Genomic DNA, 23,359 nt, shown 5'->3' on the forward strand with positions numbered 1-23,359 from the left:
TCGATCAAAAAGGTTGCTCCGGCCGAAGCCGATATGCAACGATACTTTGGAGCAACTGCGCCTACTGTTCATTCGATGGTAGTTCGACTTGAGGACCTTGGACTCATAACACGTAAGAAAGGCAAGGGGCGGACGATAGAGATACTGGTCGACCCCAAAGACCTCCCTGAACTTGAGTAGTCAACTGATCAAAACTACTGTGGTCGTGTACTAGTTTTTTAGTTTTCGAGAAAAGTCCTTCGGATTGGATTGCTAAACCAACGGGCAAATCATCCATATCGACAGTGAAAACCAAAAACTGGCCAGAATTTCCGTTCCCATAAACCTTGATTTTGACGGAGACTTGGAAACCCTCAAAGCTTCCCTTCATAAAGCCTGGGTTGTGTACGAAACCAAGATTTTGTGCCGTAGAGTTCCAATCCACCAGTTGTTGATTTCTCTGTTTGGCCATCCGAAGTGCCATCCAAATAAAGGCTACAAAAACCACTAAAAAAAGACTCGCCACTATCGCCGTTGATATGAGCATCAGTCTCATTTCTGCTTCAGCTTCCATTATTCGCCTTCGGGCACATTAAATTTCGGATCGTCTGTGTTTTCACAAGCATTTTTCTCGAGGCGGTACAACAAAACATGTCGTGGAATATTGAGGTATCGCGCCGTCGCCGATTGGTTTCCGTCGAACTTTTGAAGTGATGCAAGAATCACATCGTGCTCTAGTTGAAACAGGTCGAGGCCTTCTTCCGGGAGTACAAACGGCAACTCATTTGAGGTCGGATTTGGCAAAGATGTGTTCGTCTGGAGTTCACCCAACACGTCTCCATCGCTCAACAACATCATCCGACGAACAGCGTTTTCAAGTTCTCGAATATTCCCTGGCCAGTCGGCTGAAGCAAGTTGACGATCTAGTTCGGCTGAAATCGAAAACTGATTGTCGGGCGCGTGTTTCCTCAAGAAATGGCGTGCCAAAACCGGGATGTCCTCCCGTCTTTCCCGCAATGGTGGCACGCGAATAGGAATGACATTTAGACGGTAAAAGAGGTCTGGGCGGAACGTGCCGTCACCGATTTTTTCTTCCAAGTTCTGATGTGTCGCTGCAACGATTCGAACATCCACGGATTCTGGGGTGGACGATCCGACCACATCAATCTCGCCTTCTTGAAGCACACGGAGCAACTTTGCTTGGAGTCGGGGAGACATCTCGCCGATCTCATCCAAGAAGAGAGTGCCACCGGTTGCGGCTCGAAATTTCCCATCTGCATCGGCGTTCGCCCCTGTGAATGCACCCCGTTTGTGCCCGAAAAGGGTGCTTTCCAAGAGGTCGTCGGGAATGGCCGCGCAGTTCACTGCGATGAACGGTTTCAATCGGCGAAGGGAACGTTCGTGGACGGCCCGGGCGACCAATTCTTTTCCAGTTCCGCTCTCACCAAGAATGAGGATGGATGCGTCGTTCTCGGCGACTTTATCCACCAAACGTAGAACCTCATTCATCGCCGGGCTGGAAGCGACGATGGCGTGTTTGTTCGCGCGAAATCGTGCGTTCTCCACACGAAGTTGGCGGTGGTTGCTGGCCGTATCAAGCAAGGCGAGGAACGCCGGCATGTTGACTGGTTTTTCTACATAGTGAAACGCGCCATTTCGCATCGCTGAAATCGCCGTATCAATGTTCCCATATGCAGTCATAACGATGATCACGGCATTCGGGTCTTGCTTGAGAATTTGCTCCAGTACCTTAACGCCATTTAATTTGGGCATTTTCAGGTCGGTGATGACCAAAAGATGCTCGTCCGCATCGTATTTACTCAGGCCATCGACACCATCCAGGGCGAGATCGACTTCCCAACCTTCTTCAGCGAGGCGAAATGACATCACTTCGCGAAGTGATGCGTCATCCTCAATCAACAACAACTTACGCTTCATTTGGTGCCTCAAAAATTACCCAAAACACAGTATCAACATCTGTGGATTCAACTTCCATGTACCCACCATGATTGTCCATAATCATATGGGAAATCGACAGCCCTAAACCCGTACCTGTTTCCTCGGTGGTCACAAAAGGATCAAAAATTCTATCGGCGAAGTCGGGTCGAATTCCACCGCCATTATCGCGCACAGAAATAAAAGCACGAGTTTCGCTGTGAAATGTTTTTTTCCCACACATGATCTCAACCATGGGAAACTTCACGTCTTTGGTGGCACGAATCGCGTTTAACACAAGGTTAAGCAAGACTTGTTTGATTTGATCGTGGTCAGCACGCACCAACACAGGCGTCTCACTGGTTCTCACCGTGAAAATAGAATTGTCTATCATTTCACCAAACTCCACAGTTTGCTCGACAATTTCATTCAGGTTAATTTCAGTGCGTTGTGTTTCGGTGTTTCTAGCGAACAATAGAAATTTGGCCACCAATCGAGTCAACCGTTCAATTTCGATTAAAAGGACCTGAGACATTCGATATTTGGGGTGTTCTTCCTTGAATTCGGTGGCTAATGCCTCTGCGCTGCCTTTGATGGATGCCAGCGGGTTCCGAATCTCGTGGGCAACTCCAGCGAGCATCTCCCCCAAGGCACTCAACTTTCCGGCACGAATAAGCTGGGCTTCCATGGATTGTCTCTCGATCAACGAATCTTCCAATTTATGTTTTACGGCACGTTCACGATCGACCAACCATCCAGTTAGCGCTCCCACTACGACATAAAGCAATATTTCCAACACCTTGTCGATTGTAGGTGCGGGATCATGGTGCGCGGAAAAAAAGGCGTGTGGAATATAGGCGAGGCTAACCAAAAGGGCGATTAGGCTTCCGCCTCGAAGACCGTACGCAAATGAGCCGATCAAAATCGGAAGATAGTAGAGGCGCCGATATACGTTGTGAAACGCTATCTCGATCGTATCTGTAGCGAAGTGGCTGACGGTAATCACGAAGATTAACGCGAGACTCAACGCGATTAGTGTTCGCGGTGATTCAAAGATTTTTAGTCGTTCATACATAGGCTCACTCAGTCCTCACTTGGGTACCTGAAACCAGCAACAAGACACACCGGCGCACCGTCCTCGCCCAATCCCCAGAACATCTTGTGCATGGTCGCAATCTCACCCACATAAACCGCAGCCACCTGATTGTCGTCGGTCAAAACGACGCCATCGGTCGTGGCATCCTCGAACGTTTTTTGCGCATCATTCGCGAGTTCATCAAGTTTAGCGCTCGCGTCAAGCCAGCAAAAAGTGATGAGGTTGCTAACATGTATCGCTTTCTTACCCTTCGTGGTCTTCGCTTCTTCCCAGCTCGCCGGCGCGCTCTGTGCAAACCGCAACATAACTGCCTCGACACCGGCCGTCGGCAGCGCATCCAGGTCCGCGTCGCTCCAGTAAACTGTAACCGGATGGTTTCCTTTAGGGACTTCACGATCCAACTCCACACTGCCTATATCAAGCGCATCAGGACTGCCCACCGACAGCCGCCCGGACGCGATTGCAAGCGTTCCCGTAGCATCGCTGGTCGCAAGATGCGGCCAGACCGTGGCCAGGTAGCGTGCGCCTTTTTTGATATCACCATCGACCACCGGCAGCGGAGGAGCACCGCCGGTCAGGTCTGACACCGTCGCGTCGTCGAGCCGACTGTAGTTGATAATCAGATGCGCGCCCGCGTCGTTTTTGCCGGCCAGATGCCGGACCAGAGCCGCACTTCCGCGTGACCCCATAGCAGTGAAACCCGACTCAATATCGTCGCCGTCCTGGTCGTTTGTGAAACGTTTACGCCGTGCAACCAGCATTTCAACACCCTGGTCGAGCGCCGAATCACTCGCCAACGCCAGCAGATCCAACTTTCGCGGCATCTCGTCCTTGAGCGTGGCCAAAATCACTGCATCTCGCCGGTCTTGCGGCAGACGTTTAAGCACCAATCCATAGTTGGAGATCGGAATCAACAGCGGATCCCAGGCCGGATCAATGCTCTCGGCACCCAGTGCAATATAGGTAATACCTGCCCGGAGCCCCTCGCGCTGCTTCCTGGTACTAAAATCCTCATCGCTCCCGGTGATCGCATGAAACGCCTCAAGAATCGTCGGAATACCCGCAACGCCGACCGGCTCCAGTGACGCTCCATAATAATGTTGAATCTCCGGATCACCGCACAGTTCGGCGAAGCGCGCCTTGTCGTAGAATGCACCCAACCCCACAGCCGCCACTATGCGCGCCTTCGGCTTTTTTTCGGCCATCGCCGCGTCCACAAGAGCCAACACACGTTCCCGGCCAAAAGCCCGTAACGCCTCGGCATACAGTTTACCTTCGGGTTCAGGGACATCGGGGCCGGCGTCGAGTTGGAGGTAGGCGTCGAGTTTTTTGGGCACTGGTTGGCCCTCACGAACCAAGGCGGCGCCGGCCATCAACGCCAACCGAGCTGCAATCCGCCCCTTTACGTAACCATCCAACGCTACCTTGGCGTTTATTTTGGCGAGCATCGCGAGCAGGTCCGTGGACGAGTCCTGGCGCGCGGCCAGCACACGGCATTGAAAGCCATAGACATCGTTCGAAGCCTCGAGAAGCTCGGGTAAATCCTCCAACGAAGCTTGCAAAAAATACGGCTCGATTCGCCAGCCCCGACCGTGCTGATGCGAACCAGCTCGCGACGCTTCGGCAATCAACATCGGCTCAAAATCCTCACGTGGTGCAAGGTGAGAAGCCAGCTCTGCTACTCGGTCCAGTCGGTCATGAAGCCGCAAACGAACGAGCGCTTTGTCCACTAAAAACCAAGCCGACGCTGACCGCGCCCGACAATCCATATGATGCCGCACCAGCTCTACAAGCTGTGCCGAATCAGGTGCCTCAGTCTCAAGACCCAGGCGCCGACGAACGAATGGCAGCGCGCGAGCGACATTAGGCCCGAGTTTCGCCGCTGCAAGTTCCTTCGGCGCACGCCACGCTGCGTGCATGAGCAACGTATCCACAAACTCCGGGTAATTATCTAACAACCACAACACGTTGCGATTCGCCTCAAACGTCTTGGGCACCCGTTCAAGCACCGCAACAAGCTCGCTCGGACTCGCCCACTCCACGTCCTCAGCCAGCGTTGGGAGCTGTGCCGTCAGCGCTTTGGCCGGCAATAAGCCGTTTGCAGCCATAGTCCAGAGCAGCGGCATCGCCCGCCGCGCTGTCACTTGACTCTTGAGATATTTGATCGAATTCGACGCATATTCCCGCTTGGCAGCTACCTTTTTTGCCAACGCGACCAACTCTGCATCGACTGGATCTTTGTTAATCGAAGCTTTTTCAACCGTGGCGCCGACCAGCCCATACCCTTTGCCAGTCTTCTCGCGCATCAACTTCGCAGCCGCTTTCCGGGCCTCATCCTCGTCCGGAAAACTCTTAACCTGCTCCTTTCCTGCAGACCCGATTCGCCCATACTGGACCACAAGATCGCTACCCCGTACTTCCCATTGCCAGAACTTTGCAGTTGTGCCTTCCACGAGCTCGTAACGTTCCATGATCACATCCTTTTTAGATAATTATATCCAGTATTCGATATCCATTACGTGCCAGCGGAACACGGGTGGCATGAGCCATGCACTGTTTGAGCCAAGCGTGAAAAATGCTGAGTTACACGTGATATTAGGAACACATCTGGAGAATAGTCGACACCCCTTGTACAGAAGTCTACACCCTTGGTGGATGGGCGTTTGAAAAGGGGCGTCGATGACGCGTTCAGGAACACACACAGGAAGTAGAATGAAGAATGCACTGTTGGTAATTTTTGTTTTGGGCTCATTGTCATGCGGATCGAAGCAAGCAGTCGAACCTGATGGAGCCGTCGAACCCGAGACGACTACTCAAAAGATGAATGAAGAAGCGCCCGAACCTATGACGGGACCAGCCACCGCGACCAGTGATGTGCTCCCTAACGACGGGACTCGCAAAGTAGGTGATGTCACAACATGTCCGGTTACCCATGATGTTTTTACAATCAGTGCGACTTCGCCCTCGTCAACTCATGAGGGGAAAACGTACTACTTTTGCTGCAAAGGTTGCGTGAAAGATTTTGACGCCAACCCTGCCGAGTTTCTGTCAGGTGCGAAGTCCGCGGCGGCCGCACCAGAGCATGATCACCATGATCACGCTCACTAACTGCAACAAGTCGAAAAGGAGCTTCAAATTGATGTCCCAAAACATGTGGTCAAACGTGTGTGGAGTGACGAAGAACGGCACACTAGTACACGACCACAGTGATTGTGAGTGGTTGAATCTACGCATATTTGGGGCTTCCTTCAAGATGGCCTGGGCGAAGCCTGTTTCTTAACTCGTTCCAGAATCGTCTCAATGTGCTGTCCGTTGGCACATCCGTTCCGGAGCCAAGCTCAAGGTTTTTTGGGGGGTTAAGTGAACCGGTTTTAAGGGGCCCAGCTGAATCTGTTTCTGGGGAGGTGATGGCCTCTTGGTTGTTAGGTCTTGCAGTGAGCAATGTTGGAACGGGATAGTGACGACCAAGTTTGTGGCGCGCGCCTTCGACATCAAAGAGCCAGTTTATCCCAGCCTCTTCCTGGTTGCGGGCTGTCTGCCATGCGGTCACCTCTTGTCTGAGTAACTCGATGGATGGGATTCGGCGGTCAAGGCACTGCCTTGAGAGCGCACCGATCTCAATCTCGACCATGTTCAGCCAGCTGGCGTGTTTTGGTGTGTAGTGAAACTCGAGTCGGCTTGCAATGCGCCGTGCCTCTTCGGGCTCGAAGCGCTCATACAACGCAGATATGCGGTGCGTGTTCAGGTTATCGAGCACGACACGGATTCGCTTCGCCTCGGGGTAGTGCGTGTCGACAAGCGCTCGCATTTGATCTGCGAAGTCGTCCAAGGTGCGACGTTCGGTGACATCGACATTTCTCCAACAGCGATGGCGATCGAATACGACAAAGAGGTTGGCGGTACCATGGCGGCGGTATTCATAGTCGATTCGGGCGGCTTGTCCTGGTGCCGGCAGAACAGCAACACGGGTCTCTCCGATAAGCTGAATTGGCGTCTCGTCGAAGTTGACCACCGGGAACTGCGGGTCGTAGAGCATTTGGGTTTCTACGTCGACCCCTTTATGCGCCCAGAATGGGCCAGGGAGTTCTTGAGGGTAGTCCTCGGTGCGGATGCTGCCGTCGAACCAACCTTGGAGGTGTGCAAGGAACTTCAAACCTTCTTCCGCACGGGGTTGAGAGACCGGATATGTGATGCCTTCTGGACCAACCCATCCAAACTACCATTAGCAATTATTGGGACGCGAAGTCGGGCGAAGGAAGTTCTACTTTGTCAGATTCCCAGTGGGCCACAGGATCTTCTGCCGCTTCTCATCGACGTGGTGAAGGAGAATTCCGAAGGGTCCATTCGGTTGAGTGCCATCGAAAATATTCTTCAGGCACAGGGATTTCGAACCATTAGTCAACAGGTGCCGCAAGACGCACTTCAAGATATTCCTCTGGAGAGTTTGCGCAACCACGTTTCAACTTACAGCCGATCATGGGGGCATAACGGACTCAAGAAAGGGGACTTTAGTGACGTTTTGGCGGTTTCGTTCGTGGGAGTTATTGACGACGTCATAGGACTTGCGAATCGATTTTCTGGGCTGCTTTCCAAGCACCTGTCTCCCAAATTCGGTCTGAACATGCAAGATTTCTTAGAGCATATTCGCCAACTACGTCGACTGCGGCGAGCGGTCCAAAATTGGCTGGAAAGTCCTATTACTGGCGTGAACTTCGCCGGTGTCGAAGCGTTGTTACACTTGTTCCCAACCATCGAAACCGACTTGAGAAAAGAACTCACGCCGGCGATTTATGATGCGCTGGAACAGGCGTCGAAAGAAACTCTGAAGTCAGCAGATGCGGTTCGACTGCTCAGCGAAGCGATCAAAGAGATAGGTGAAGATTACGCCACAATACTCTTTGGATACTGGAAAGCCTCTGAAATCGAAGGTCGTCAGCTAATCAAGAACATCGTGCAGCTCACAGGTGCTCTAAAACACAAAGAGGGAAGTCTTCAACGTGTAGCGGAAGTGGAGAAACTCACGGCCGGCTCAGTAGGTTTCTACCTATGCAAAATGAAAACACCCACAGAATCCCTGGAGTCGACCTTGATGCATTCGCGAGACTGGCACGATAGTTGCTCCTTCTTTATGTCGACTGGTTGTTAATTGTCTGAACCACCAAGGAGTAAATAATGACGTCTGCGCACTCTGCTTCATCGAATCACGAGCATCACGAGCATCACAACGATAACAGCGATAACAAGCACCACGATCACCACGACCACCATGCGCATATGGTCGCTGACTTTCGACGCCGTTTCTGGATTTCCATCATACTGTCGATCCCGGTCATCATCTTATCACCGATGATCCAGGAGTTTGCTGGCCTGCGCGAAACCATGCAGTTTGCCGGCGACGCCTACGTCTCGGCCGTGATCTCCTCAGTCATCTTTTTCTACGGTGGTTGGCCCTTCCTAAAAGGTCTAGTCAACGAGGTTTCAGAGCGCCTGCCCGGCATGATGACCCTCATCGCTGTGGCAATCACAACGGCCTACATCTACAGCATGGCCGTCGTTTTTGGTCTCCCAGGCAACATGTTTTTCTGGGAGCTCGCCACGCTTATCGACATCATGCTCGTCGGCCACTGGATCGAAATGAGATCCGTCATGGGCGCTTCCAAAGCGCTCGACGAACTCGCCAAATTAATGCCCTCAGTGGCTCACAAAATCTTTGAGGACGGCCGTATTGAAGATATACCGGTCGACGAACTCGCCCACGGTGACCGCCTTTTGGTCAGGCCCGGCGAAAAGATTCCCGCAGACGGTGTCATCCGGGAAGGCAACAGTACGGTTAACGAATCGATGCTTACCGGAGAGTCCAGTCCGGTCGAAAAGAGCGCTGGCGCCATGGTTATCGGCGGCTCCGTGAACGGCGAAGGCGCGATTCAGATCGAAGTCGAAAAAACCGGCGATGAGGGCTTCTTGTCTCAGGTTATCGAGCTTGTGCGCCAGGCGCAGGCATCCAAGTCGAAAACCCAGGATCTGGCCAACCACGCGGCGCTGTGGCTGACGTTTATCGCACTGGGTGGCGGTGCGCTGACGCTATTTTTATGGCTCGTTTTCTCCGGCGAGTCTGTCTCATTCGCCATCGAGCGCATGGTCACCGTCATGGTAATCTCCTGCCCACACGCCCTGGGACTTGCAGTCCCACTGGTCGTCGCGGTTTCAACATCACTGGCCGCAAAAAACGGCCTGCTCATCCGAGATCGTGCGGCTTTTGAGCAGGCCAGAAACATCGACGTCATCCTCTTTGATAAAACCGGCACCCTGACCAAAGGTGAATTTGGTGTCCTCGACACGATTGTTTTTGAAGGTGCCGAAGCAGGACTCGATGAAGAAAAACTGTTGAATATCGCCGCCTCGCTCGAATCGCACTCCGAACACCCCATCGCCCAGGGAATCGTACGCGCAGCCCCCGGCGGACTTCCGGTCGAAGACTTCCAGGCGATCGTCGGAAAAGGCGCCGAGGCAATCGTCGACGGCCAAAATGTCAAAGCAGTGAGCCCCGGGTATCTGCGCGAAAACGGCTACACCGTCGATAATCCACGCGTCCAGCGCGCACTTGAGCGGGGCAACACGGTCATCTATATCATCATCAACGACACCCTTTCGGGCGCGATTTCTCTTGCCGATATCATCCGTACCGAATCAAAGCGAGCCATCGCCAGATTCAAGGAAATGGGTATCCGCTGCATGATGATCACCGGCGACAATGCCGATGTGGCCAGGGCTGTTTCCGAAGAAATCGGTCTTGACGAGTATTTTGCCGAAGTCCTACCCCAGCAAAAGGCCGAAAAGGTCAAAGAAGTCCAGGCCCGCGGACTAATCGTCGCGATGACCGGCGACGGCGTCAACGACGCCCCCGCACTCGCCCAGGCCGACGTCGGCATCGCCGTGGGCGCAGGTACCGACGTTGCCGTAGAAACCGCCGATATCGTACTGGTAAGCAACAATCCCGAGGACGTCGCGGCGCTTATTGACCTGGCTAAAAACACCTACAAAAAGATGATCCAGAACCTCGCTTGGGCCACCGGCTACAACGCCTTTGCGATCCCACTGGCCGCCGGCGTCCTCTTTCCATGGGGCATCTTTTTAAGCCCCGCCGCAGGCGCCGTTTTGATGAGCCTGAGCACCATCATCGTCGCCATCAACGCCCGCACGCTCAAGCTTGAGAGGTAAAAGTCTGGATGAGACGCAGGGCCGTGTCGAACAGGGTGAGCTATATTGCCTACTCGCGCGGTTGCCCCATCGACCCGCCTCCCATCATCGGCATGCGGTTGGCTTGACCTTAGAGCATGCTCCAACCCTTATACGTTGTAGACACTGAATACGTTGTAGACACTGAGATTTGAGCGAGGAGCTTATGCAATCGAATGTGATGAGGATTGGCGAGGTGGCCGAACGCTGCGAAGTATCCACCGACACGCTTCGCTATTACGAGAAGCGCGGGTTGGTCGACGAGCCGCTGCGCTTCGAGTCGTCGGGTTATCGAGCCTACCCTCCGGAAATTATCGAGCGTGTCTTGTTCATCAAGCAGGCTCAGCAGTTGGGTTTTACTCTCGCTGAAATCGGCCGTCTGCTAAAGCTGCGCGCGGATTTGACGGCGTCATGTGGCGAGGTGCGCGAAGTCGCGCGACAGAAAATCGACGGTATCCGCGTCAAAATTACGTACCTCGAGCGAATGCTGGAAGGGATCGAGGAACTCGCGCGAATCTGTCCCGGAGACGTCCCAGCGAATATCTGTCCCATCGTCGCGATGCTGTCGTCCAACCAACCATGAGTCTGTCCGGAGAAATTTTATGAGCAACACCAACCAACCGACCAACGATGACTCATCGGAAAGGTGGGCCGTAGTGGGCTCGGTGATGGCTTCCATCGGGGCAGCGGTCTGCTGCCTGGGTCCTATGGTGCTGGTCTCGTTGGGAGTGACGGGCGCCTGGATCGGCTCTCTTTCGGCCTTGGAACCCTATAGGCCGATCTTGATGATCATTGCCGCGGGACTGCTGGGCTACGGGTTCTATCGGGTCTACGGAAAGTCCAAACGGCAACAGGCGTGCGGTGAAGATGACAGATGCAAGGTGCCCAAGGCCAACCGCATCAACAAGATCTCGTTGTGGATTGCCACGGCGTTCGTGGGGTTTTTCTTGACCTCGCCCTATCTACTGGGTCTCGACCTGAGCCAGGATTCGCTCCAACTGGCTGAAGTGGTCACCCCAAACACCGTCGAGGCCAGCTCCACGACCGAGAGCCGGCCTACCGAACAGGTAACGCTCGATGTCAGCGGCATGACCTGCGCGGGATGTACACACACGGTCGCCTCGGCGCTCGACAACCTCGACGGCGTTGAAAAGGCAACCGTCAGCTTCGAGCCGCCGCGCGCCCACGTTACCTACGATCCCGACAAGGTGACGCCAAGGCAGTTGACCGCGGCAACCGAGAATGTGGGCTACCCGTCGACCGTGGCCAAATAGGCGTCTCGTGCCGAGTCTGAAAATCTTCACCATATCATTTCAGCGATGACTACCGGAGAACAATCATGTCCGACCACCATTCAACGAACGACCCGACACACTTCCTCATCATTGGCGGCGGCTCCGCAGCCTTCGCAGCCGCCATCGAGGCGCATGGCCTGGGCGCCCGAGTGACGATCGTCAACGACGGACTGCCCATCGGCGGCACCTGCGTCAATGTGGGATGCGTGCCCTCGAAGTTTTTATTGCGCGCCGCCGAGGCCCATCACTTTCCCACGCACCACCGTTTTGCCGGCATCAAAGGCACGAGCAAGGTTAACTTCTCAGAGGTCATCGCCCAGAAGCGAGCGCTCGTTGAATCACTTCGGCAGGCGAAATATATCGACGTCATCGACCCGCTCGACCGAGTACAATACCGCCAGGCCCGAGCGCGCTTTGTCGGCCCGAAAACCGTCGAGGTCGACGGCGAGCACATCACTGCGGATCATATTCTCATCGCCACCGGCACCACACCTGCCGTCCCGCCCATCGACGGTTTGGACGCGGTCGATTACCTGACCAACGAGACGGCTTTCGAACTCAATGAGCTTCCCGAGTCGATGGTAATCCTCGGCGGAAGTTACGTCGGGCTCGAGATTGCCCAGATCTTTTCGCGCTTCGGCACCAGAGTCACAGTGCTTGAGGCGCAACCACAGATCCTTCCAGCCGAGGCCAACGATCTCAGCGAAGGTCTGGCGGCGTATTTTGGCGATGAGGGAATCGAAGTGGTGACCAATGCCCAAACAACACGCATACGGTCGGGCGACAACAAGGTGGTCCTCTCCGTCGACGTCAACGGCCAACCACGCGAGTTTTCCGCCGAGCGCCTCCTGGTCGCCACCGGCCGACGCCCAAACTCCGACGCCCTGGGCCTCGACAAAGCCGGCGTCGCCGTCGACACACACGGATTCATCACCGTCGACTCCGCGCTTAACACCACCGCTGAAAATATCTATGCGGCCGGCGACGTCATCGGCCACCCGATGTTCGTATATACCGATGCCTACGAAGGCAAACTCGCCGCCCGAAACGCGTTGTCCCCCCAGACCAGCAAGGTGAACTACCACCCACTTCCCTGGGTAGTGTTTACCGACCCACAAGTCGCCGGAGTCGGCTTCGACGAACGCCAGGCCGCTGAAGAAGGCTTCGATCCGCAATCAACTGTACTACCGCTGACGGAGGTTCCGCGCGCGATCGCCGCCCGTGACACCCGCGGCTTCATCAAACTCATTCGCGATCGCCACACCGACCGTCTGCTCGGCGCCCGCATCCTCGCCCCCGAAGGAAGCGAACTCTTGATGGAAATCGCCGTCGCCCTCCGACAAGAGATGACCGTCGCCGAGTTGGCCGACATTCTCCATCCCTATCTAACGCTCTCGGAAGGCATCCGCCTGGCCGCGCTCAGCTTCGACAAAAAGCTCGAAGCATTGAGCTGCTGCGCTGGCTGAGACCCCGGACATGCCTTTTGTTCATCAAATAACCCGACCAAAAAAACACTCAAACCTCTCAAAAAAGCCAAAACAACCTTCCGAGCTGCCCGGCAACCCTCCCAGAATTTGCAACAGTCGCCCGAGGCGACAGGCACCCTTGCCGACACCTCCACCAACCTTGCCGGGCTGCCCGGAAGGTTTCCCAGAGATGTCAGCACCCTTGCCGGGCTGCCCGGAAGGCTTCCCGCAAATCCAAACATCCTTGATCCGCTTATTCTACGCGGGTTTGCGCGCTTCTTGCCGATTACGCAGCCTTCGCCAAGTTGGACGACGGAGTTGCTTCCACCGGTGACTGAAATCCACGCAATCGAAGCGCGTTGCCAAGTACAAAGATACTCGAAAGAGCCATCGCGCCGGCCGCGAAGATTGGCGACAAGAGGATTTCCCAGGTCGGATAAAGCACGCCGGCCGCGACCGGAATCAGGGCTGCGTTGTAGGCAAAGGCCCAGAACAGATTCTGGTGGATGTTGCCGATCGTCGCGCGCGACAACGCAATCGCGGTCGGCACTCCCATCAAACTTCCGGACATCAAGACCACATCGGCCGCCTCAATAGCAATATCCGTCCCCGTTCCAACCGCCAGACCCACATCCGCTTCAGCCAGCGCGGGTGCGTCGTTGATACCGTCACCGACAAAGGCGAGTTGTCCATACCGAGCTTTTAGTTCGCGAACCGCGTCCACCTTGTCGGCCGGCAAAACCTCGGCGATTACTTCGTCGATGCCAAGCTGGCGAGCGATGGCTTCTGCGGTGCGGCGGTTGTCGCCGGTGATCATCACGACTTTCAGTCCAAGATTGTGAAGCGCAGCGATCGCAGCCGGCGTCGTTTCTTTAATCGGATCGGCGACCGCAACGATCGCCGCCAACTTGCCACCAATCGCAGCATAAAGCGGCGTTTTCCCTTCATTCCCAAGACGCTCGGCGCTTGCCGCGAAAACCTCCACATCGAGGCCAAGTTCGCGCATGTAGCGGTCCGCTCCGATCTCAACCAGCTCACCGTTGACGTGCGCTTTTACGCCGAAGCCCGTGATCGAATCGAAGTCCGTGATGTCGGGAACCGAAATGACCTCGTTTTCGGCGGCCTCGACGATGGCGCGCGCGATGGGGTGCTCAGACTTTGCTTCCACCGCAGCGATCAGGGCCAGCACGTTTTTGCGCTCGAAACCTTCGGTGATTACGAGGTCGGTCAACGTCGGGCGGCCCTCGGTCAGGGTTCCAGTCTTATCCACCGCCACAACCTTTGCATCCTTCAGCGATTGCAGTGCCTCGCCCTTCCGAAAAAGCACGCCAAGCTCTGCACCGCGCCCGGTCCCGACCATAATCGAGGTCGGCGTCGCCAGACCCATCGCGCACGGACAGGCAATAATCAAAACAGCCACGGCATTCACAAGCGCAAACGTCAGAACCGGATCCGGACCGACGGCCAGCCAGACCAAAAACGTCAATGCCGCAACGCCCATCACAACCGGCACGAAACGCATCGTCACCTTGTCGACCAGCGCCTGGATCGGCAGCTTCGAGCCCTGCGCTTGTTCAACCATGCGGATAATCTGCGAGAGCACCGTTGCACCACCCACCGCCGTCGCGCGAAAAGACAGTGCACCTTTTTGATTAACCGTGCCCCCGACCAACTTACTGTCCACCGTCTTTGAAACCGGAACCGGCTCGCCCGTAATCATGGATTCATCGACATAACTCTTGCCGCTTACAACATCCCCATCGACCGGAATCCGCTCACCTGGCCGAACCAGAATGACGTCACCCGCCACAACCTCCGCGATTGGAATTTCCAACTCTTTACCATCACGCTGAACCCGCGCGGTTTTTGCCTGCAATCCAACCAGTCGCTGAATCGCCTCCGAAGTGCGGCCTTTGGCGCGAGCCTCCAGAAAACGCCCCAGCAAAATCAGTGTGACAATTACAGCAGCCGCCTCGTAATAAACGTTGACGGTGCCCGGCGGCAGCAAACTCGGCACGAACGTCGCCACCAGCGAATACGCGTAGGCGGCAAGCGTACCCACCGCGACCAGCGAGTTCATATCGGGAACAAGGCGAAACAGCGCTGGAATACCTTGTCGGTAAAAACGAAGCCCCGGCATCACCAGCACCAGCGTCGTCAACACAAACTGGATGTACCAATTCCATTGCATGCCAATCGTGCGCATGATCAAGTCATGCACGCCCGGAATGAGGTGTGAACCCATTTCCAACGCGAAAACAGGCAGCGTGAGAACGGCTGCAATCGTCAGGTCGCGCTTGAGTTGCGTGCGTTCGGCGTCCTTGCGCTCATTCGCGGCTTCATCGTCGACGGCCGCCCCCATGTCGATCGGCCGTGCGGTATAACCGGCCTTCGCGATTGCCGCGACCAGAGCGTCGGAATCGGCGAATCCACGTACATGAGCGCGCTCGGTTGCAAGGTTTACCGTGGCTTCGACAACTCCCGGAACCTCCTTCAACGCACGCTCGACCTGACCCACGCACGATGCGCACGTCATCCCCTCGACCGAAAGATCGATAGTAGCAGCAGGCACGCTATAACCGGCGGCCTGGATTGTTTTGATAAGCGTCTGGCGGTCAACGGAGCTGCTCATCGTGATATCGGCCCGCTCGGTCGCCAGGTTGACGACGACTGAATCAACGCCTTCGACCTTGCTGAGAGCCTTTTCGACCTGACCCACGCACGACGCACACGTCATTCCATCAATCCGTAATGTTTCTGTTTTCGTACTCATCTATGCCCTCATTGAGGTAAATTATATCGTTAGCTTCGGCAATCGTCTCACTCATACAGACGGACGTGCCACGCCGCGGTTACACCGGAGCGCAAAAGATACCCGCGATCACCGAAGTGACCGCGGGTATCCATTAAAATATTATTGGTTTCTGGCTACGCCTGGCAGGTACAATCAACACATCCGCGCGCGGCACATTCACCGCACGTTTCTACAAGTTGTTCCTTGAGCTTTTGACGCGCACGATGGCGACGCACCTTCAGATTATTAGCTGTAATACCCAGCTCCGCAGCAACCTGCTTAGGATCCGCCTCGCCCAACTCCACCGACTCGATCATCTCCCGATACTCGTCTTTGAGCCCCGGAATCATCTCTCGAAAGCACGCACAGACGGTGGCCTTCTCCTCCGATGCATCAAAATTCGGCGCCTCAAGGGCGTACTTATCCAGGTATTTCTCCTCGGTCTGCTGACGCCGATACCGATCGATGATAGCGTTGCGCACAAGCTGGTAAAACCACGAAACCAGCTTCTCTTCATCGTCGAGTTGCGACAGCGAACCCATCGCCTTGAGCAGACTATCATGCAGGATATCTTCGGCCGCCTGCGGGTCAGAAACCTTCGAGCGAATAAAGCCCAACAACTTGTCACGATGCGCTAGCAGTGTTGCATCGACTGTTTCGGTAGAGCCTACGTTTGACATTCTACTTCCCTAAATCGCATTACCTTTTCAAAAATATCGCCCGCTATTCACTTACAACAACAGCCCGTGCGCGGCTTTTCTGCCTGCGGCTCGACCACCTCGTAGCCGGCACGACGCACGGCCTCCTCAAGCGCGGCCACATTCACGACCTCCGACAAGAAGTCGACCGTGACCTGTTTTTTCTCAAGATCAACCAAAGCTCGCTGGACACCCTCGACCGCATTAAGCGCCTCCTCGACATGTTTTACGCAATTCTTGCAGGTCATTCCTTCGACATTCAGCGTTTTCGTAGATTCATTCATGTGGTTCTCCTTACGTAGTGGTGGCGAAATAACGCCCTATTCGATTTCACCGCCACTCCCCAAAAGAGTGTGCCGGCGTGCCTTTCACAAACATAGACGGCTGTGACATTTAACGGTTACAGTTTGGAACAAAGTATTTTCGTTCGAGCACTCACTCCTCTTAATCCTGCTCGGCTTTGGTCCGGAGTCTTTGCAGATAAAACCGTTCGAGCGCGATGACGATACCGACCGACACCAGGCCGATCACGACGATCAGCGGATCGGAAGAGCCTTTTACGGCCAAGAATGCACCCAGAACGATGATATCGAGAGCAATCGCCGTGCCCAAAATTACACGATTGGCACCCACATCCTTGTGCAGGTGCCGCAGAACACCCCAGTGGATGGTGATGTCCATGAGCAAATAGAAAATCGCACCCAACGACGCGATGCGCGACAGGTCAAACACTGCCGCGAAGACAGCGGCAATGACCACGGTATAGACCAGCGTGTGCTGCTGAATGTTGCCGGGCATCCCAAAATGACTGTGCGGAATCAGCTTCATCTCGGTGAGCATCGCGAGCATGCGCGACACTGCGAAAACGCTTGCCAGAAGGCCCGAGGCCGTGGCGATCATCGCAATACCGATCGTGAACCACATTCCGTATTTACCCATGGCGGGCCGAGCAGCCTGGGCGAGCGCGTAGTCTTTTGCCGCAATGAGTTGGTCGAGTGTCAGACTCGTCGCCACAGCAAAGCAGACGGCCAGGTACACGACCAGGCAGATCACCAACGAGATAATAATAGCGCGGCCGACGTTTTTCTTCGGCTCCGTAACCTCGTCTCCCGCGTTGGTAATGGTCGTGAACCCTTTGAACGCGAGGATTGCCAGAGCAACACCGCCGACAAAGCTTCCGAGCGAAGGCCCACCGCTTGGCGGCACGATACTTGTCTCCAGGCTGAGTCCAGAGACAACCAGAGCAATCGCTGCGAACACCAAAAGTCCGCCAATCTTGAGGACTGCGCTGATGTTTGACACGGTCGCGATGGCCTTATTGCCGGCAAGGTTCACGATGAACGCAAACACGATAAGCCCGACAGCGAGCACCGGAACCCAAGCACCCGCTGGATCAGATGGAAAGAGTCGGAGGGTGTACGTGCCAAAGGTTCGCGCCACCAGGCTCTCGTTGATGATCATTGAGAGCGTCATGAGCAGCGCAGCGGCCCCGGTCACCGTCGTCTTTCCGTAAGCTTTCTGGAGGATCATGGCGATACCACCCGCCGACGGATAGGCGTTGGAGACCTTGATATAGCTGTACGCACTGAACCCACTGATGATCGCCGCGACGATGAACGCGATGGGAAACAGTCCGCCAGCAAGCTCGGCAACCTGTCCCGTCAACGCGAAGATACCAGCGCCAATCATCACGCCGGTACCCATGGCGACCGTGCCCAACAGGCTGAGACTACCCTTTTTGTATTGCGCGGAACGATCGCTCATCTATTTGGCCCTTCGTAGCTGTGTTTGTAATTTTGTGTGAATTGCGCCTGATTTGAAAATAGGATCACCAATCCAAAGACACAGCGAGTGCGAGAAAACCTGAACGAAAGACTCACCTTCTCAAATCGCCTCGTATGGCCGCCCATAGCCATATAAAAAGCCCCAGCAAAACCAACACTCCTCCCACTACAGAAACTTCTTGCCACATCGGCCCGACGCGCTGCCCGAGGATGTAACTTCCACCCAGCACAAGCACAGCAGGCCCGATGATCGAAGCCAGCGGACGCGTTGAAGCATGTGATTCACGCACCTCAAGCGCCTTCGAACTGGGGAGCGTTATACGCTGCTCAACCAGCTCGGCCATCGCTAACGGTAGACGCTCGAGCACCTCCCACCACATGGGCAATGAGCGCGTTACCTGTTCCCGAATGTGCTCCACGCTGAACAATTTATGTCGAAGCTGACTCAAATACGGTTCGATTTCTTCGGAAAGATCCATATCCGGATACAACGCCATTGCCGTCCCTTCGATGGTGACCAGCGCCTTGCCGAGCAAGAGTAGTTCAGCCGGAAGATTCGCGCCGTATTGCCCCCCGATCGAAAATTCTTCGTAGACCAACTGGGCAATGCTGTACTCTTTGAGCGACGCCCCACGCCACTTGCGATAGCGCTGTTCGATCGCGCGACGATACCCCGGCACGTCCGCGTCCGGTTCAAGCGTGGCCATGCGCAACAAGAAAAAAGACGTCAGTTGCACGTCTCCACGGCTCAGCGTCCACAACATCAACGCACATCCTCGCCGAAGCTGCTCATCAAGCCGGCCGAAGATTCCAAAATCGAGCATGACCAGTCTTCCCGTCGGCGTCACACGCACGTTGCCCGGATGCGGATCGCCGTGAAAAACACCGAATTCAAGCATCTGTGCCAGCACAACTTCGACCCCGGCACGCATCAACGCTCGGCCGTCGATGTTGTGTTCAGCGAGTGCTTCGACATCGTCAATTCCTAAACTCTCGATGAAATCCATGATGATCAAATCTTGCGACGCATGGTAAATCCCGGGAATCACAACATCCAAACGCTCCGCAAACGCCTCGGCCACCTCAGCCGTCACTGCCGCCTCGTTGCGAAAATCGAGTTCTAGCAGCGTGTACCGCTTCAACTCCTCGACGATCGCAAAAGGCCGAAAAGGTCGACTCTCCCGCACATGACGCTCGAGCTGCTCAGCGAGCCAGTCCAAAATTTCAAGATCCTCGCGCACCCCTGCTTCGATTCCAGGCCGCTTGACCTTAACCGCCACAACGGTGCCGTCCTCCAGCTCCGCACGGTAGACCATCGCAAGCGAGCCTGCTCCGATGGGCTCGGACTCAAAACTTGTGAACGCATCGGCCAGCGGTTTACCGACTTCGGACTCGATCACCGCCCGCACCTCATCGAACGGAGCGGCCGGCACCTCACTTTGCAGGCTACGTATAGCCTCTGCAAGTTCCGCAGGGATGAGATCAGAACGTACAGACAGAATCTGGCCGATCTTGACGAACGTTGGGCCAAGCCGAATGAACGACTGCTTGACCGCCTCGGGCCACGGGCGCGACGACGATGAGCGCCCCGTCCACCGCTGCCAGGTGCAATGTGCGCGACACCGAAGCGATGCACAACTTGACACCCGCATACGCGCCATCGTTGTATAAAGCCCCTCCTCTATCAGGATCGAGACCACCTGCCTGGTACGTCGAGTGGTTCCTCGCGGTGGACGGAACATGTTATGACACCTTCAGCACATAAAACTTTACGTATCTCCGAGGAACTCGTCGGACAGCCCTGAAATGAAACCTAATGCTCTGCATGCCCCGTGAGATGATCCCGAGTCTGGGTGCGTAGCGCTTCAACAGATTCCGGCTTGTTTGTCGTAAACTTCACGGACTGCCCTTCGCCTTCAGCCTCAACAGAAATTCCTTCGAGGTACAGCGGGCACGAGTCCATCCCTTCGTATCCTTGAGTGCGAGCGAATGCGAAATGGCACTGCATGTGCTCGACGGCTGCCTCCCTCGGGACGTCGTCGTGAAACGTAATGCGCACCCCGCCATCGATGTCCTCGACTGCCTTGACCTGCCCCATCAACGGACATGAAGCTCGTGTCGCATCGGGAAACTTCGCGCAATGCTCTTCCTTGTAATTTAAGAGGCTCTGAGCGGCTTGACGGTGTTGGTCAGCGTGACGCTGGTGCTGTTGAGCTTCGATCAAGTGACGTTCGGTGGGATTGTAAACACCGGCAAGGTAGAGTTCGGTATTGGGGTCCCCAGAAACTCGGTTGCGAGCCGTAGGGTCATGCTGCTTCTGGTGTTTATCGGCCGCCTCCTGATGCGCCCTGGCGTGCTCCTGATGTTCCGCCACGCTCATGTCATCGGGGTTGGTTCCCGGAGCCGGCGAGGCACAAGCCCCGACACCAACCAAGGCCGTGAGCATGAGTGTGAGTATCCAATTCTTATTCATTTTCGACATAAAAACTCCATATATAGCGAAAGAAAGTGAAAAACGTGCGCCGCCGTCGTAAGGCAGCAATTACGCCAAAGGTCTCAGGGCGAGTAGGCCGAGCCATAACCGTGTGCAAATCAGTGGTGGTGACCGTCGTGATCGTGCTCGGCCTTTCCTTCACCTTTCTGCGTGAGCATCATGCCGCAAAGCTCACACTTGCCATCGCCCTTGTCCATGCGTGCATAGTGAACGTCGCCCATGTCGCAATACCATGCGCCGTCCGGAATTTGGGATTTCTCGACCTTCGGATCAAATTTGGTGCCGTCTTTTTTGACTTCGACCGTGTCTTTAGCTGCGACCGCTTTGACTTCGGCCTTGTCTTTGGATGCGGCCTCTTGGGCTGGCTTTTCGGCGGAATTTTTCGCGCAACCAACCGTGGCGAAACCGGCCAGCAGGCCAAAGGAGATGACGAAAATGAGGGTTCGTTTCATGAAAACTACTCCGGGGATTAGTAAAAATCTATTGACTTAGCGTGCAGGCTATTCACGATTCCTCATAAATAGCTCACACGCGAAGACTCAATCTGCACCAACCGTGCCAACCCGAAATAGCGCCTGATTACTCACCGAACCGCTATAAAAAGGCGGACCTGTAGAGTTTTCTACAGTGAGTGTTGAATAGTACTCACATGCAGCCCAATTATAATAAAGAACGCGACTACTCGTGCGAATGCCCCTTCGACTCGCCGCCCATCATTTGCATCATCGGACACTGCCCCTGCTCGCCCATCATCTGAGAGTGCTTTTCCATCATTTCATAGAGTTTATCGACCTGCACAGCATCCTTCGGGGTGAACATCATGCGCATACCACCGTTAATCGACACGGTCGAAACCGCGACACCCGACATCATCTGCTTCATTTCCTGATGCTTTTGTCGCTGCTCATCAGTCATCTCCCCATGCATTTTACCGTGCATTTCACCATGCTTCATTTGGTCATGCTGACCATGCTGGCCCTGCATCATGCCGCCCTCGCTATGCATTTTCGCGTGCATCTGAGCCATTTTTTCGACACGCCGCCGAAGCTCGTCGACGTCACCGGTGGTTGTAAAATCCATCCCCACGCCGTCGTCGAGTTTCACGACCTTTCGAGTGGTGCCTTCGACTTGCATCGGACACATCTGCGCCATCATCTGCTGATGGTCGTTGGCCTGATCAGCTCCCGCTTTCTGACCCTCAGGGTGGTGTGCAGCATGATCATCCGTCATCGAATGTTGTGTCTGTTCAACTTGTGCAGCAGGTACATTGGTTTGAGCATTATCGGCCGTGCTGCACGCGCTCGTGCCAATAAGAAAAGTCATCGAAATCAGTGTCATTAGTGTGCGAATTTTCATTATAGTCCTCATCGTGTTGCTAGATTAAACGAATACCTGGCAATGCCAGGGAAAATAGAAAAAGTGCTTAGAAAATCAGTGCTTCAAGAAGCTTTGCTGTACGCCAAGCGCCTTGTCGGTGCGAGCGATCGATTCGGCACCGTCTGTAACTGTGCCAGCTAGAGCGCGAATCGCATCGATGGTCTCGGGGATAACAATCGCCTGATTGTCGACCTGATAAGTGTAGTACGCCTGGTCGCCGTTGACGGTCAAAATGTCCTCCCAGAGCGCCACCTCCCACATATCACCGCGTGGCCGGCCAAGGTCTTTCATCAACTCGATGGTGCTGTTGAGAGCTACGACGCCCTCGTCGGCGCGGATGGTCGCGATCCGCGGTGTCTTTCGAAACACCTCAAGCACTTCTTCACGCGTGGCCTCGCGCGCCAGATCAACGATCCAGAAGTGTTGGTGCGACTGGGTATGCGACGCTTTGGCGGCGATTGTAACCACGTCTAAACCGGGAACTACTGTTTGGGCGTCGGGCCCCTGGTGACTCGGAATTTGCCTCTCCGGCACCACCGTATTCATAATGCCGCTGTGATCACTCTCCCAAGGATCGGTCGCCCGCCGAATAAGTACGCCCCGCGCGCGACGTAAAAGGCCGGCGTCATCGAGCGCCACCAGGGTGCGCACGGTACTGGTAGTGTTGCATGAAACAACACGTGTTGCATCGAGGCCCAACGTCGACTCATAGTTGGCCTGTGCGACAAACGAGTGGCCAGTAGCTTCGTGACTCTCACCGCCCTGGACAATCGCCTTGACGCCTCGGTCGCGATAAGTCTGGAGGTTCTTGGCACCAATGCCCTTGGGCGTGCAGTCGACGATGACGTCAACTTGGTCGAGCAGGTCGTCCAGCAGGCCGGCGACCGGGATGCCTGCCTCCTCCATCGCCTCACGTTTGTCGGCAACCGAAGCAAAGACGTGTATGTCACGCTGGATCGCCATGCCAACCCGAAAATCCGAGATGACATCACTAACCCCGACGAGCTCCATATCTGGTTGCAAGCGCACGGCATCGGCAACACGCTTCCCGATGACGCCATAGCCATTGATACCCACAAGAATCTTGTTGTCGTTGCTCATTTTGCCTCACTAAAGTGTACAGGTTTTGTAATTAAAGAGACGAAAACTCCAATCGTTCGATAATATAAGGCAAAACCCGTGCCGAGCAGTGAAACTTGGCGAAC

The 23,359-nt window shown here is 55.0% G+C and carries 19 protein-coding genes and 1 pseudogene; 6 read left to right on the forward strand and 14 right to left on the reverse strand.

What is annotated here, in order from left to right:
* Nucleotides 1-103: 103 nt before the first annotated feature.
* From FRD01_RS12895 to FRD01_RS12910, 4 genes are read right to left on the reverse strand one after another with little or no spacing between them, the layout of a single operon-like run.
* On the reverse strand, nt 104-553 hold the full coding sequence (locus tag FRD01_RS12895) for a hypothetical protein (protein WP_146960245.1): 450 nt from the start codon (nt 551-553) through the stop codon (nt 104-106).
* Nucleotides 553-1,917 (reverse strand): sigma-54-dependent transcriptional regulator, encoded by a 1,365-nt coding sequence (locus tag FRD01_RS12900; protein ID WP_146960246.1) that lies wholly within the window; start codon nt 1,915-1,917, stop codon nt 553-555. Before FRD01_RS12900 ends, FRD01_RS12895 begins: the two co-directional genes overlap by 1 nt.
* Nucleotides 1,907-2,989, reverse strand: a complete 1,083-nt coding sequence (locus FRD01_RS12905) for a sensor histidine kinase (RefSeq protein WP_146960248.1) — start codon at nt 2,987-2,989, stop codon at nt 1,907-1,909. Before FRD01_RS12905 ends, FRD01_RS12900 begins: the two co-directional genes overlap by 11 nt.
* Before the next feature lie 8 nt (nt 2,990-2,997).
* Entirely contained in the window at nt 2,998-5,481 is a 2,484-nt protein-coding gene (locus FRD01_RS12910) for a WGR domain-containing protein (RefSeq protein ID WP_146960250.1), read from the reverse strand.
* Nucleotides 5,482-5,722: 241 nt separating this feature from the next.
* On the opposite strand from FRD01_RS12910, the gene FRD01_RS12915 reads away from it, so the two are divergent.
* The gene (locus FRD01_RS12915) at nt 5,723-6,118 is read left to right on the forward strand and encodes a YHS domain-containing protein (RefSeq protein ID WP_249755597.1); all 396 of its coding nucleotides are present in this window, start codon (nt 5,723-5,725) and stop codon (nt 6,116-6,118) included.
* Nucleotides 6,119-6,455: 337 nt separating this feature from the next.
* On the opposite strand, the pseudogene FRD01_RS24355 reads toward FRD01_RS12915, so the two are convergent.
* A pseudogene (locus FRD01_RS24355) lies at nt 6,456-7,037 on the reverse strand (IS630 family transposase); the annotation flags it as partial.
* A 321-nt stretch (nt 7,038-7,358) separates the two neighbouring features.
* Between FRD01_RS24355 and FRD01_RS12925 the strand changes: the two are divergent.
* The 5 genes from FRD01_RS12925 to merA all read left to right on the forward strand — a co-directional run bounded on the left by FRD01_RS12925 (nt 7,359) and on the right by merA (nt 13,007).
* Nucleotides 7,359-8,156, forward strand: a complete 798-nt coding sequence (locus tag FRD01_RS12925; protein ID WP_146960256.1) for a hypothetical protein — start codon at nt 7,359-7,361, stop codon at nt 8,154-8,156.
* A gap of 26 nt (nt 8,157-8,182) precedes the next feature.
* Nucleotides 8,183-10,228, forward strand: a complete 2,046-nt coding sequence (locus FRD01_RS12930) for a copper-translocating P-type ATPase (protein WP_146960258.1) — start codon at nt 8,183-8,185, stop codon at nt 10,226-10,228.
* 184 nt (nt 10,229-10,412) lie between these two features.
* Nucleotides 10,413-10,829, forward strand: a complete 417-nt coding sequence (locus FRD01_RS12935) for a heavy metal-responsive transcriptional regulator (protein WP_146960260.1) — start codon at nt 10,413-10,415, stop codon at nt 10,827-10,829.
* Nucleotides 10,830-10,848: 19 nt separating this feature from the next.
* Nucleotides 10,849-11,520, forward strand: coding sequence for a mercuric transporter MerT family protein (locus FRD01_RS24890; RefSeq protein WP_146960261.1), 672 nt, complete (start codon nt 10,849-10,851; stop codon nt 11,518-11,520).
* A gap of 65 nt (nt 11,521-11,585) precedes the next feature.
* Nucleotides 11,586-13,007, forward strand: coding sequence for a mercury(II) reductase (gene merA / locus FRD01_RS12945; protein WP_146960263.1), 1,422 nt, complete (start codon nt 11,586-11,588; stop codon nt 13,005-13,007).
* 286 nt (nt 13,008-13,293) lie between these two features.
* On the opposite strand, the gene FRD01_RS12950 is transcribed toward merA, so the two are convergent.
* From FRD01_RS12950 to FRD01_RS12990, 9 genes are all read right to left on the reverse strand, one after another.
* On the reverse strand, nt 13,294-15,780 hold the full coding sequence (locus FRD01_RS12950; RefSeq protein WP_146960265.1) for a heavy metal translocating P-type ATPase: 2,487 nt from the start codon (nt 15,778-15,780) through the stop codon (nt 13,294-13,296).
* A 155-nt stretch (nt 15,781-15,935) separates the two neighbouring features.
* Entirely contained in the window at nt 15,936-16,481 is a 546-nt protein-coding gene (locus tag FRD01_RS12955; RefSeq protein WP_146960267.1) for a sigma-70 family RNA polymerase sigma factor, read from the reverse strand.
* Between the two features lie 47 nt (nt 16,482-16,528).
* Nucleotides 16,529-16,783, reverse strand: coding sequence for a heavy-metal-associated domain-containing protein (locus FRD01_RS12960; protein WP_146960269.1), 255 nt, complete (start codon nt 16,781-16,783; stop codon nt 16,529-16,531).
* Between the two features lie 160 nt (nt 16,784-16,943).
* A complete protein-coding gene (locus FRD01_RS12965) occupies nt 16,944-18,263 on the reverse strand; it encodes an APC family permease (protein ID WP_146960270.1) in 1,320 nt (439 codons plus the stop codon).
* A gap of 112 nt (nt 18,264-18,375) precedes the next feature.
* The gene (locus FRD01_RS12970) at nt 18,376-20,025 is read right to left on the reverse strand and encodes an ABC1 kinase family protein (protein WP_146960272.1); all 1,650 of its coding nucleotides are present in this window, start codon (nt 20,023-20,025) and stop codon (nt 18,376-18,378) included.
* A 71-nt stretch (nt 20,026-20,096) separates the two neighbouring features.
* Nucleotides 20,097-20,765 (reverse strand): hypothetical protein, encoded by a 669-nt coding sequence (locus tag FRD01_RS12975; RefSeq protein ID WP_146960274.1) that lies wholly within the window; start codon nt 20,763-20,765, stop codon nt 20,097-20,099.
* Between the two features lie 110 nt (nt 20,766-20,875).
* Nucleotides 20,876-21,229: a hypothetical protein gene (locus tag FRD01_RS12980; protein ID WP_146960276.1), complete on the reverse strand. Its 354-nt coding sequence runs from the start codon at nt 21,227-21,229 to the stop codon at nt 20,876-20,878.
* 226 nt (nt 21,230-21,455) lie between these two features.
* A complete protein-coding gene (locus tag FRD01_RS12985) occupies nt 21,456-22,133 on the reverse strand; it encodes a hypothetical protein (protein ID WP_146960278.1) in 678 nt (225 codons plus the stop codon).
* 75 nt (nt 22,134-22,208) lie between these two features.
* Complete coding sequence (locus tag FRD01_RS12990; RefSeq protein WP_146960280.1) at nt 22,209-23,255, reverse strand: type II glyceraldehyde-3-phosphate dehydrogenase; 1,047 nt, start codon at nt 23,253-23,255, stop codon at nt 22,209-22,211.
* Nucleotides 23,256-23,359 lie beyond the last annotated feature (104 nt).

It is taken from the genome of Microvenator marinus (assembly GCF_007993755.1).
Classification (GTDB): domain Bacteria; phylum Myxococcota_A; class Bradymonadia; order Bradymonadales; family Bradymonadaceae; genus Allomicrovenator; species Allomicrovenator marinus.

Bases quoted from the DNA above. Each gene is read 5' to 3' on its own strand.
- FRD01_RS12895 (WP_146960245.1), bottom strand. From the start codon at position 553: ATGGAAGCTGAAGCAGAAATGAGACTGATGCTCATATCAACGGCGATA.
- FRD01_RS12900 (WP_146960246.1), bottom strand. From the start codon at position 1,917: ATGAAGCGTAAGTTGTTGTTGATTGAGGATGACGCATCACTTCGCGAA.
- FRD01_RS12905 (WP_146960248.1), bottom strand. From the start codon at position 2,989: ATGTATGAACGACTAAAAATCTTTGAATCACCGCGAACACTAATCGCG.
- FRD01_RS12910 (WP_146960250.1), bottom strand. From the start codon at position 5,481: ATGGAACGTTACGAGCTCGTGGAAGGCACAACTGCAAAGTTCTGGCAA.
- FRD01_RS12915 (WP_249755597.1), top strand. From the start codon at position 5,723: ATGAAGAATGCACTGTTGGTAATTTTTGTTTTGGGCTCATTGTCATGC.
- FRD01_RS12930 (WP_146960258.1), top strand. From the start codon at position 8,183: ATGACGTCTGCGCACTCTGCTTCATCGAATCACGAGCATCACGAGCAT.
- FRD01_RS12935 (WP_146960260.1), top strand. From the start codon at position 10,413: ATGCAATCGAATGTGATGAGGATTGGCGAGGTGGCCGAACGCTGCGAA.
- FRD01_RS24890 (WP_146960261.1), top strand. From the start codon at position 10,849: ATGAGCAACACCAACCAACCGACCAACGATGACTCATCGGAAAGGTGG.
- merA (WP_146960263.1), top strand. From the start codon at position 11,586: ATGTCCGACCACCATTCAACGAACGACCCGACACACTTCCTCATCATT.
- FRD01_RS12950 (WP_146960265.1), bottom strand. From the start codon at position 15,780: ATGAGTACGAAAACAGAAACATTACGGATTGATGGAATGACGTGTGCG.
- FRD01_RS12955 (WP_146960267.1), bottom strand. From the start codon at position 16,481: ATGTCAAACGTAGGCTCTACCGAAACAGTCGATGCAACACTGCTAGCG.
- FRD01_RS12960 (WP_146960269.1), bottom strand. From the start codon at position 16,783: ATGAATGAATCTACGAAAACGCTGAATGTCGAAGGAATGACCTGCAAG.
- FRD01_RS12965 (WP_146960270.1), bottom strand. From the start codon at position 18,263: ATGAGCGATCGTTCCGCGCAATACAAAAAGGGTAGTCTCAGCCTGTTG.
- FRD01_RS12970 (WP_146960272.1), bottom strand. From the start codon at position 20,025: ATGTTCCGTCCACCGCGAGGAACCACTCGACGTACCAGGCAGGTGGTC.
- FRD01_RS12975 (WP_146960274.1), bottom strand. From the start codon at position 20,765: ATGTCGAAAATGAATAAGAATTGGATACTCACACTCATGCTCACGGCC.
- FRD01_RS12980 (WP_146960276.1), bottom strand. From the start codon at position 21,229: ATGAAACGAACCCTCATTTTCGTCATCTCCTTTGGCCTGCTGGCCGGT.
- FRD01_RS12985 (WP_146960278.1), bottom strand. From the start codon at position 22,133: ATGAAAATTCGCACACTAATGACACTGATTTCGATGACTTTTCTTATT.
- FRD01_RS12990 (WP_146960280.1), bottom strand. From the start codon at position 23,255: ATGAGCAACGACAACAAGATTCTTGTGGGTATCAATGGCTATGGCGTC.